This is a genomic window from Streptomyces sp. NPDC048411, from assembly GCF_040704695.1.
Taxonomy (GTDB): domain Bacteria; phylum Actinomycetota; class Actinomycetes; order Streptomycetales; family Streptomycetaceae; genus Streptomyces.
On record NZ_JBEZKL010000035.1, the window covers coordinates 53834 to 64298 of the forward strand.

Annotated in this window: 11 protein-coding genes; 1 reads left to right on the forward strand and 10 read right to left on the reverse strand. The window is 67.4% G+C overall.

The features are described from left to right. Positions 1–69: 69 nt before the first annotated feature. Positions 70–450, forward strand: a complete 381-nt coding sequence (locus tag AB0915_RS15395) for a PRC-barrel domain-containing protein (RefSeq protein ID WP_366134138.1) — start codon at positions 70–72, stop codon at positions 448–450. Here AB0915_RS15395 and AB0915_RS15400 read toward each other — a convergent pair. From AB0915_RS15400 to AB0915_RS15445, 10 genes are all read right to left on the reverse strand, one after another. Then, the gene (locus tag AB0915_RS15400; protein WP_366691563.1) at positions 375–1829 is read right to left on the reverse strand and encodes a DNA polymerase IV; all 1455 of its coding nucleotides are present in this window, start codon (positions 1827–1829) and stop codon (positions 375–377) included. The two genes, AB0915_RS15395 and AB0915_RS15400, sit on opposite strands and share 76 nt — an antisense overlap. A gap of 56 nt (positions 1830–1885) precedes the next feature. Further along, a complete protein-coding gene (locus AB0915_RS15405; protein ID WP_366691564.1) occupies positions 1886–2503 on the reverse strand; it encodes a MerR family transcriptional regulator in 618 nt (205 codons plus the stop codon). Positions 2504–2671: 168 nt separating this feature from the next. Beyond that, positions 2672–3145, reverse strand: a complete 474-nt coding sequence (locus tag AB0915_RS15410; protein ID WP_037690563.1) for a bifunctional nuclease family protein — start codon at positions 3143–3145, stop codon at positions 2672–2674. Positions 3146–3198: 53 nt separating this feature from the next. Further along, the gene (locus tag AB0915_RS15415) at positions 3199–3942 is read right to left on the reverse strand and encodes a MerR family transcriptional regulator (protein ID WP_366691565.1); all 744 of its coding nucleotides are present in this window, start codon (positions 3940–3942) and stop codon (positions 3199–3201) included. A 17-nt stretch (positions 3943–3959) separates the two neighbouring features. Then, complete coding sequence (locus tag AB0915_RS15420; RefSeq protein ID WP_366691566.1) at positions 3960–4733, reverse strand: FHA domain-containing protein; 774 nt, start codon at positions 4731–4733, stop codon at positions 3960–3962. A gap of 190 nt (positions 4734–4923) precedes the next feature. After that, positions 4924–5712: a DUF881 domain-containing protein gene (locus AB0915_RS15425; RefSeq protein WP_366691567.1), complete on the reverse strand. Its 789-nt coding sequence runs from the start codon at positions 5710–5712 to the stop codon at positions 4924–4926. A 5-nt stretch (positions 5713–5717) separates the two neighbouring features. After that, positions 5718–6050, reverse strand: coding sequence for a small basic family protein (locus AB0915_RS15430; RefSeq protein WP_023543062.1), 333 nt, complete (start codon positions 6048–6050; stop codon positions 5718–5720). After that, positions 6047–6967, reverse strand: a complete 921-nt coding sequence (locus AB0915_RS15435; RefSeq protein ID WP_366691568.1) for a DUF881 domain-containing protein — start codon at positions 6965–6967, stop codon at positions 6047–6049. Before AB0915_RS15435 ends, AB0915_RS15430 begins: the two co-directional genes overlap by 4 nt. Before the next feature lie 98 nt (positions 6968–7065). Then, on the reverse strand, positions 7066–9561 hold the full coding sequence (locus AB0915_RS15440) for a mannose-1-phosphate guanyltransferase (protein ID WP_366691569.1): 2496 nt from the start codon (positions 9559–9561) through the stop codon (positions 7066–7068). A 114-nt stretch (positions 9562–9675) separates the two neighbouring features. After that, positions 9676–10284 (reverse strand): CDP-alcohol phosphatidyltransferase family protein, encoded by a 609-nt coding sequence (locus AB0915_RS15445; protein ID WP_366691570.1) that lies wholly within the window; start codon positions 10282–10284, stop codon positions 9676–9678. Positions 10285–10465: the final 181 nt, after the last annotated feature.

The window sequence follows — 10465 nt, forward strand, 5'->3', positions numbered from 1 at the left end:
GACGGAATTCTCAAGTGGCCGATAGCCCGAATCTGCCCTTTCGTAGTGCCTGTGGAGTAGCCGCGACCAATGGGAGGGACCGTGCAGACCGACATCGATCCGCGCAGCCTGATCGGCCGCAAGGCATTCGACCGCAAGGGCACCAAGATCGGAACTGTGGACGAGGTGTATCTCGACGACGCGACCGGCATACCCGAGTGGGCAGCCGTGCGCACCGGACTGTTCAGCAGGGACGCCTTCGTTCCGCTTGAGCCCAGCGAATTCGTCGACGACGTGCTCCGGATCCCCTTCGACCGTGCGCTGATCAAGGACGCGCCCGACTTCGGCGTGGGCCGCCATCTCTCGCCGGAACAGGAGCTTCAGCTCTACCGGCACTACGGTCTGGACTCGCCGCCCGATGAGCCGGGCCCGGACCGGGACTTCGGCAGGCTGGCCGGCCAGGACGAGTAGTCCGCCGGATCACTCACCAGCGGAAGCGAATCGGCAGGCTGCAGCTCCGGATCGTCGACACGGAACGTCCGCACCCGTCCGGGCGGCGACCCGGGTTCCTCGAACCGCACGGTCACCCGGCCCACCCCACTGCCCTGCACCCAGCCGTGGCCGAAGGTGTCATGGCATACGTCGTGCCCGGCGGGCCAGCGCCGGGCCGCGAGCTGTTCGGCGGTCTCCTGCTCCTGCGCCCCGTCCGCCGGCTCGTCCCCGTGGCCGCCCGCGCCCTGTTCCTCACGGGCGGGGACCTCTGGCGCGGCCCGCTCACCGGCTGCCTGGGCGAAGAGATCCTCCTGCGTGTAGTCGGCGAGCCCGGTGACGCCCACCCCGAGCAACCGCACCCCTCCGGTGGTGTCCACAGCCTCCAGCAGCCGCGCAGCGGCCTCTCTGACCACTGTGGGGTCGTCCGTCGGCCCCCGGAGCGTCTCGGACCGCGTGAGCGTCGAAAAATCGTATCTGCGCACCTTCAGCACCACGGTGCGGCCCGAGCGCTCCGCGGCCCGCAGCCGCTGGACACAACGGGCCGCCAGGCGCTCGACCTCCGCCCTGACCCGGATCCGGTCGTGCAGATCCATGTCGAAGGTGTCCTCGACCGACACCGACTTGGCGTCTCGCTCGGCCACGACGGGGCGGTCGTCGTACCCGAGGGCCATGCGATGCAGCGCGACGCCGTGCGCCTTCCCCAGCAGCCGTACGAGCTCCGCCTCGCCGGCCGTGGCCAGGTCGTCGACCGTGGTCATCCCGGCCCGCCGCAGATGGTCCCCGGTGGCAGGGCCCACGCCGGGCAGAATCCGCACGGACATCGGGGCGAGCAGTTCCCGTTCGGTCCCCGGCTCGATGACCAGCAGCCCGTTCGGTTTCGCCTCCTCCGAGGCGATCTTGGCCAGCATCTTGGAGCCCGCGAGGCCGACCGAGCCGGTGAGTCCGGTGACGGCTCTGATGGCGTCGCGCAGCTGCTCGCCGATGGCCCGCGCCGAGGCGGTGTCGTCGGCTGCCCCACCGGCCTCCAGATCGACGAACGCCTCGTCCAGGCTGAGCGGCTCCACCAGTGGTGACAGTTGCCCCAGCAACCCCATCACCTGGTCGCTCACCGTCCGGTACAGGGTGAAGCGGGGCACCAGATAGGCGGCGTTGGGCGCCAGCCGCCGGGCCTGCGCGGTCGGCATCGCCGAGTGCACCCCGAAGCGCCGCGCCTCGTAGGAAGCGGTGGCGACGACCCCACGGGGTCCCAGCCCGCCGACCACGACCGGTTTGCCGCGCAGACTCGGTTTCGCCGCCTGCTCGGCCGAGGCGTAGAAGGCATCCATGTCCAGATGCAGGATGGTGGGCGCGGCTCTCACATCACCGATGCTGCCCTACGGCACTGACAATCGCCGCGCCCCCGCTCCGCGGCCCGTCAGACAGCGCGGTTGCGCCGCCGTGCGAGCTCGTCGGTGGGGTTGTTGCCGATCAGCGTCTCGCCGGTGTCCACCCGCTCGCCGTGCAGCTGCGACAGTGCGGCGTCGACATCCCGCCAGACCACGCCGACGGCGATACCGAAGACCCCCTGGCCCCCCTGGAGCAGATCCACGACCTCGTCGGGCGAGGAGCACTCGTAGACAGTCGCGCCGTCACTCATGAGCGTCATCCGCTCAAGATCCTGGAACCCCCGGGCCCGCAGATGCTGGACCGTGGTGCGGATGTTCTGCAGGGCGACGCCCGTGTCGAGGAAGCGCTTCACGATCTTCAGCAGGACGACGTCCCTGAAGCTGTAGAGGCGCTGCGTGCCCGATCCGTAGGCAGGCCGCACGCTCGGCTCGACAAGCCCGGTGCGTGCCCAGTAGTCGAGCTGCCGATAGGTGATCCCCGCCGCCGCGCACGCCGTCGGCCCGCGATAGCCGATGTCGCCGACCGCTGCCGCCCCGTCCCCCGCCATCGCCGCCGGTTGAACCGGTTGCCTGATGGTGCGGTCGGCTGTACTTCCGTGCTGCCGGTACGGCCCACCCGCTGCCGTACCGTCGCCGCTGCTTCTCACGCCGACCTCCGTCCTTGACCTGCCATCTCGAAGGTAGGCAGTCGCTTGGGGTGCGTCAACGATCGCCACACTCGGCACGCCGAGTGATAATCACCCAGAGGGTGGTTTGCCGTGTCCCGTTCCCGGGAAGGGCTTGTCGAATGCGCTGACGGCGACCCTGCTGGACGGTCACTGGCTGTTGGTACCGAAGTCCTCCGGCGAGATCTGGTCGAGGAACTCCCGGAACTTCTCGACCTCGTCCTCCTGCTCGTCAGGGATGGAGATTCCCGCGTCGTCGAGCACCCCGTCACTGCCGTAGATCGGCGTGCCGGTGCGCAGCGCGAGCGCTATGGCGTCGGACGGCCGCGCGCTCACCTCGACCCCGCCGGCGAAGACCAGCTCCGCGTAGAAGACCCCTTCCCTGAGGTCCGTGATGCGGACCTCGGTGAGCTCCTGGCCCAGGGCCTCGAGCACATCCTTGAAGAGATCATGGGTCAGCGGCCTGGCCGGAGCCATGCCCTGCTGGGCAAAGGCGATCGCGGTCGCCTCACCAGGACCGATCCAAATGGGGAGGTACCGGTCGCCTCCCACTTCACGCAGGAGCACGATCGGTTGGTTGGAGGGCATTTCCACCCGGACACCCACAACGTCGAGCTCGTTCACACAGCAACCCTAGGACGTGCTCGGCAGGTTTGGGTAGTCGGGCTCCCCCGTGATCAGTGGAGCCGGATCCGCAGAGCGGTCTGCACAAGGGCCGAATGAAGCCGTACGGAGAGCTCCGCGAGCTCCTTCGCCTTGGCCTCCGCATGGGCTCTGGTCTGCGGATTCCGGTGTCTGCGCAGAGGTGCGACCACCTGCTCGATCAGGCCGGCCTCGCGTTCCGCAGCCCCACGCATCGCCCGCAGATGACGCGGTTCCAGACCGAATCGACCCAGATCCGCCACAAGTTTGGCAACGGTCACCGTCTCGGCGTCGTAGCCACCCTCCGCCGTCGGAGCGATGAGCCCGTACGACTCCCACTCCTCGAGCTCGCTCTCGGTGACCTCGGCGGCGGCCAGGAGCTCCGCGCGCCCGATCCGGGCCGCGGTGGCCCGCCAGGACTCGCCGTCCCAGGAACCGTCGCTCAGGTCCCGTGGAGCGCCCGCGGCCGGCAGGGGCACCTGCTCGCCGCGGGCCAGGGCGTCCAGGTGCTCACGAATGACCTTGAGCGGAAGATAGTGGTCCCGCTGCATCCGCAGCACCTGTGCCAGCCGCTCGACGTCCTCGGGGCGGAATTTGCGATAGCCGGAGGGGGTCCGCTGCGGCTCGACGAGCCCCTCGGCCTCCAAGAAGCGAATCTTGGAGATGGTGACTTCGGGAAATTCGTCCCGCAACTGCAGGAGCACCGCGCCGATGCTCATGGCCCGGTCGTCGGCGGTGGCGGTGCCGTGCCCGGCACCGCCCGTCGGTGTTCTCAGCATGGACCTTCCCTGACGGGTCAGATGCCCCGCTGGCTTGCGTAGAAGACCAGCCGGTACTTCCCGATCTGCACTTCGTCGCCGTTGGACAGCGCGACGGAGTCGATGCGCTCACGATTGACGTAGGTGCCGTTGAGGCTGCCGACATCCTCGACCGTGAAGCTGCCGTCGGGGCTCCGGCGGAACTCCACGTGACGGCGGGAGACCGTCACGTCATCGAGGAAGATGTCGCTCTGCGGGTGGCGGCCGGCCGTGGTCAGCTCGCTGTCCAGCAGGAAGCGGCTGCCCGAGTTCGGACCGCGGCGCACCACCAGGAGCGCCGAGCCGAGCGGCAGGGCGTCGACGGCGGCCTGGGCCTCCGGTGAGAGGGAGGGCAAGGACGTCTGGCCCGTCGCCTCCGCCTCGTAAGCCTCAAGACCGGAGATGGAGATGGTCGATGTCGTCTCCGAAAGACGCTCCGCAGACGCGCCTCCCCGAAGCGGCGCACCACAGTTGGAACAGAAACGACTGGCCTCGGCATTGCGATGGCCGCACCTCGTACAGACCGGCATGGACCCAAACCCTCCACCCGTACTTGAGGTTGATGGATCCCCGAAACCTATGCGGCCCGGACCGGCAGGGTCAACAGACGACGCGCCGGTTCCACCCGAAATGTCACCGTCCGGACCCGACACCTCGTCACGGAAGAGCGGACGATCCGTGCCCTGCTCCTCGGCCTGGCCATGGCGCGGTGCGCGATGGCGGGCCGCGTCATCGCGGGCGCTCTTGCCGAACAACTTCGCAAACAACTTCACGGGCGATTCCCCTTGACCGAAACAGACCCGCCCGTGGGGCAGGACGAACCCTGAATGAACACACCTGCCGACCCGGACATCTTCACAACGTCCGTATCCACTCGACAGTTTCCACCACGCGCCACCATTACGATGCGGCGACCCCCCGCAACCTCTTGCCCGTGTCCTCCGAGCCCCGTGCCCGGCGCCCTCACCGGGTCGACGACCGAGCGTAGTCAGGCTGCTCCGCAGGTCGCAAGGCGTCCACGACGATGTCGTCCGCCTGCGCCACATGCACGGTCGCCTGCTCCTTCTCCAGGGTCTGCACAACACCACCGGGGATGTTCAGCGCCGGCTCCAGATCCTGCGGTTTGCCAATCACTTTGAAGACGTACGGCCCGGAGATGGACCGGTCGTCGACCTTGATGGCGCCACCGTCACCGGAGAAGTACGTATTGGCCACCACCCTCACCCCGTTGACCTCGATCGCCTCCGCTCCGGCCGCACGCAGCTCCTGGAGGGCGTCGAGCAGCATGTCCGCCTGCACCGCGTCGCCCGGATCGTTGATCGTGAGCGTGATCCCGGGCCCGTGTGCTGCCACGGTGCCCGCGAGGATACCGAGTTGCCGTTCCTTCTCCACGGTCTGCTTACGGGCCTCCTCGGCCTGGTCCGAGCTGCTCTCCAGCTCCGTACGCTGATCGTCCAGACGCTGCTTCTCATCCTCAAGACGCTGCGTACGGTCATCGAGTTCATCGAGAATGCGGACCAGATCCTCCTGGCGGGCGCCGCGCAGTGCGCTGTTGTCACTGTTCGACCGGACCTGGATCGCAAGACCCAGCCCCAGGACGAACAGCAGCAGCGCCACGACGAGTTGCGCACGGGTGACCCGGGGCGGCCACAGCCCGGCGATCAACCGCTGGCGCCCGGTGAGCTGCTCGGGCATGTCAGCCTGCCGCTCGCCGGTGCGCTCCTGGTCACGGGGAAGCTCTTCGTTGCTCATCGGCCTCAGGCCCGGAAGACGTGCCGGCGGATCGCCGCGGCGTTGGAGAAGATGCGGATACCGAAGACGACGACCACACCGGTGGAGAGCTGCGCTCCGACACCCAGCTTGTCGCCCAGGAAAACGATCAGTGCGGCCACGACGACGTTCGAGAGGAACGACACCACGAAGACCTTGTCGACGAAGATGCCGTCGAGCATGGCCCGCAGACCACCGAAGACCGCATCGAGAGCAGCCACGACAGCGATCGGGAGATAGGGCTCGACCACCGCCGGCACCTCGGGCCGGACCAACAGTCCGACCACGACTCCCACGACGAGGCCCAGTACGGCGATCACGATGTGCCCTTCCCTGTGTCTGCCGCACCACTGCCGGTGTCTGCGGCCTTCGGTTCTGCTGTTCGTACGATGAGGCTGGGCGCAGCCGGGAGGCGCACCTCGTCCTGGACGGACATGCTGGTCCGGATGTCGAAGGTGTCCTTCAGCGCCCTCAGGTACTGGCCGTCGGCACTGTCCTCGAAAGCGGTGCTGAGCCGCTTCCCGTCCCCCACCGCAAGCACCGTGTACGGCGGCACGAGCGGTTTGTTGTCGACCAGTATGGCGTCGCCCGCGGCGCGGATCGCCGACAGGGCCGTCAGCCGCTGCCCGTTGATGGCGATGGCCTCCGCACCGGACTGCCAGAGGCCGTTGACGACCCGTTGCATGTCCCGGTCGCGCACCCGCCCCGTGTCGGTGAAACTACTGGTCTCACGCGGTCCGCCGCCGCCCTGGTCGGTGCCCTTGGCATCGTCGACGACAAGTTTCACACCGGTTCCCTTGACGGCGGTCGCCCCGGAGAGCAGCGCCACGAGCTGGCCCTGGTCCCCGCCATGCTTTTCCAACGCTTTACGTTGCCGCTCGCCCACGTCGTCACGGGTTTTGTCGACTTGGGACTCCAGCTTGTCGGCCGCCGACGTCTCCGTGTCGATACGTTCGATGAGCTCCCCGCGTTCCTTGGCGAGGACCGGCGCCGATACACGCGCCTCCGCGGCGCCCAGGGTGACGACGAGAGCAGCCAGCACAAGGCCCGCCGCGAGGCCCAGTTTCGCCTTCAGTGTGCGAGGCATGGCCGCACTCCCGTCGGCCTTGCGCTTGGCCGTGGCCTCGGCGTAGCCGTCGTCCAGGCTGTGGTCCATCACATTGGTCAGCAGCGACATGGACGCGTCAGGGCGCGCGGGCGGCGAGGGGGTGCTCCGATCGGGGGGCTGCTGCGACATGCCGCACATCGTCGCACGCCGCAGCTAGTACCGCCGAATGGCCCCACCCGTGCGCCGGGAAGCGTCTGCGCGACACCTCCCGGCGCGCCGGCGGCAGGTCACTGACCTGCACTGTCCACGATCGCCGACCATTCGTCGAGCAGCGCCTGTGCCGAGGCGTCGTCGGGGCCTTCCGCCCACAGATGGGTGACGGCTTCGGCCGGGTCGGGAAGCACCATCACCCAGCGCCCGTCCGCCTCGACGACCCGCACGCCGTCGGTGGTGTCGACGTCACGGTCCCCGGCGGCTTCTACCACCCGACGCATGACCAGTCCCTTGACGGCCCAGGGAGTGGCCAGATCGCGGCGCAACACGTGCGCGAGGGGAATCCGGGCATCGATCTGGCTGAGCGTGAGCTGGGTCCGCGCGACGAGCCCGAGAAGCCGTACGAAGGCTGCCGAACCGTCGAAGACGCTGCTGAATTCGGGGACGATGAAACCGCCCCGCCCGTCTCCTCCGAAAATGGTGCCTTCTTCGCGTCCCACGCGCGTCAGGTCGTCCGGCGACGTCGTCGTCCATTCCACCTGTGTGCCGTGGTAGGCGGCGACCTGCTCGGCGACCCTCGTCGTGGTCACCGGCAAGGCCACCCGGCCGCTGCGCCGCTCGGCGGCCACCAGGTCGAGCAGGACCAGAAGGGCCCGATCGTCCTCAACGATCCGGCCCCGTTCGTCGACCAGGGAGAGCCGCTCCCCGACCGGGTCGAAGCGCACGCCGAACGCGGCCCGTGCCGAGGAGACGATCTCCCCGAGCCGCACGAGCCCGGAGCGTCGGGCGTCGGCGGACTCCGTGGGCCGTGATTCGTCGAGCCCGGGATTGATGGTCAGCGCGTCCACGCCGAGCCGCCCGAGCAGACTCGGCAGAACAAGCCCGGCACTGCCGTTGGACGCGTCGACGACAACCTTGAGACCGGCGGCGGAGATCCCGGTGGTGTCCACATTGCGCAGCAGTGCCCCGGTGTAGGAGTCGAAGACGCTGGACGGAAAGTGCAGATCCCCGATCTCCCCAGGGAAGGCCCGGCGGTACTCCTGGCGGGCGTATACCCGGTCCAGCTTCCGCTGCCCCGCCTGGGAAAGGTCTGCGCCCCGCTCGTCGATGAACATGATGTCCACCGAGTCCGGCACCCCGGGCGAGGTACGGATCATGATCCCGCCCGCGCTGCCCCTGGCGGTCTGCTGACGGGCGACTGGCAGCGGCACGTTCTCCAGGTCCCGTACGTCGATGGCGCTGGCCTGCAACGCCGAGATCACGGCCCTCTTCAGCGCACGGGCGCCGCGGGAGTGGTCACGGGCGGTGGTGACGGTCGAGCCCTTCTTGAGGGTGGTGGCGTACGCACCGGCGAGCCGGACGGCGAGCTCCGGCGTGATCTCCACGTTCAGGATTCCCGAGACACCCCGGGCACCGAAGAGATGTGCCTGCCCCCGTGACTCCCAGATCACCGAAGTGTTGACGAAGGCGCCGGCCTCGATGGTCTTGAACGGGTAGACCCGGACATTGCCCTGAATGATCGATTCCTCACCGACCAGGCACTCGTCCCCGATGACCGCACCGTCCTCGATGCGGGCAGCCCGCATGATGTCGGTGTTCTTGCCGATCACGCAGCCGCGCAGATTGCAGTGCTGGCCGATGTAGACGTTGTCGTGGATCACGGCCCTGTGCAGGAACGCCCCGGTCTTGACGACGACGTTCGAACCGACGACGGTGTGCTCGCGGATCTCGACACCGGCCTCGATCTTCGCGTAGTCCCCGATGTAGACGGGTCCGCGGAGCACCGCGTCAGGATGGACGTCGGCGCCTTCCGCAACCCATACACCGGGCGAGATCTCGAAGCCGTCGATCTCGACGTCGACCTTGCGTTCCAGGACGTCGGCCTGAGCCTTCACATAGCTCTCGTGCGTGCCCACGTCCTCCCAGTAGCCCTCGGCGACATAGCCGTAGATGGGCTTGCCTTCCTTCATGAGCTGCGGGAAGACATCACCGGACCAGTCCACCGAGACGTCGGCCTGGACGTAGTCGAAGACCTCGGGTTCCATGACATAGATGCCCGTGTTGACGGTGTCCGAGAAGACCTGACCCCAGGTGGGCTTCTCCAGGAATCGCTCTACCTGGCCCGCCTCGTCGACAATCGTGATTCCGAATTCCAGTGGATTCGGAACTCGGGTCAGACACACCGTGACCAGCCCGCCCTTTTCCTTGTGAAAGGCAATGAGGTCGGTCAGGTCGAAGTCCGTGAGCGCATCGCCGGAAATGACGAGGAAGGTGTCGTCCTTGAGCGCTTCCTCGGCGTTCTTTACACTGCCGGCTGTCCCGAGAGGTTTCTCCTCGTTGGCATAGCTGAGCTCCATCCCGAGCTCTTCGCCGTCGCCGAAGTAGTTCTTGACGAGGGAGGCGAGAAACTGGACGGTCACGACCGTCTCATTGAGCCCATGCCGTTTCAGCAGCCGCAGCACATGCTCCATGATGGGCCGATTGGCGACGGGCAGGAGCGGCTTGGGCATGCTGGAAGTCATGGGGCGAAGGCGTGTGCCTTCACCACCAGCCATTACGACGGCCTTCATGTCGGCAACGTCCTCCTTGAAGAGACGACGGTTTGGCCGACTTCGCCCGTCAGGACAACATCTCAGAGTTCAGCCGCGGACCGTCCACACTGCGCGGCACCGCATCAAACGAGCTCAATCGGCCACTGCATCCGCCTTGACGAGTCGGCGGACCTGAACCACGTAGAGGATTCCTGCCCACCAATAGAGCGTTGTACCCCATCCTGCGAACGCCCATCCGAAAATGGCGGCCAGCGATCCAAGCCAACCACTTGCGTCGCTGAGCAGCAACAAGGGGAAGGCGTACATCAGGTTGAACGTAGCCGCCTTCCCCAGGAAGTTCACCTGGGGTGGCGGATAGCCGTGGCGTCGCAGGATTCCGACCATCACGAGAAGCATCAGTTCACGGGCAAGGAGTGCCGCCGTGAGCCAGAGCGGAAGGATCTCCCGCCAGGTCAGTCCGACGAGAGTCGAAAGGATGTAGAGGCGATCAGCGGCCGGGTCCAGGAGGCGCCCGAGGCTGCTGATCTGGTTCCATCGGCGGGCGAGTTTACCGTCGAGGTAGTCGCTGATGCCGCTGAGCATCAGCACGAGCAGCGCCCAGCCATCGCTCTTGGGCCCGCCGAACTCCGGGCGAAGAATCAGCCACAGGAAGAGCGGTACCCCGACTAGGCGCGCCATGCTGAGGATGTTGGGGATGGTGAGGACCCGGTCCGTCTGAACCCGAGTCTCCTGGACCTCCACCCGGGGGCCTCCTGTGAACGTGCCAATGATGCCCCCTGACCCTACCCGCAGCCTTCGCCGGCACTTGCACGGGGGGTGACAAAAGGGGCCCCGTGAACGCAGAAAAGCCCCGCACCAAAGGTGCGGGGCTTTCCCGGAATAATTGTTCGGCGGCGTCCTACACTCCCACAGGGTCCCCCCT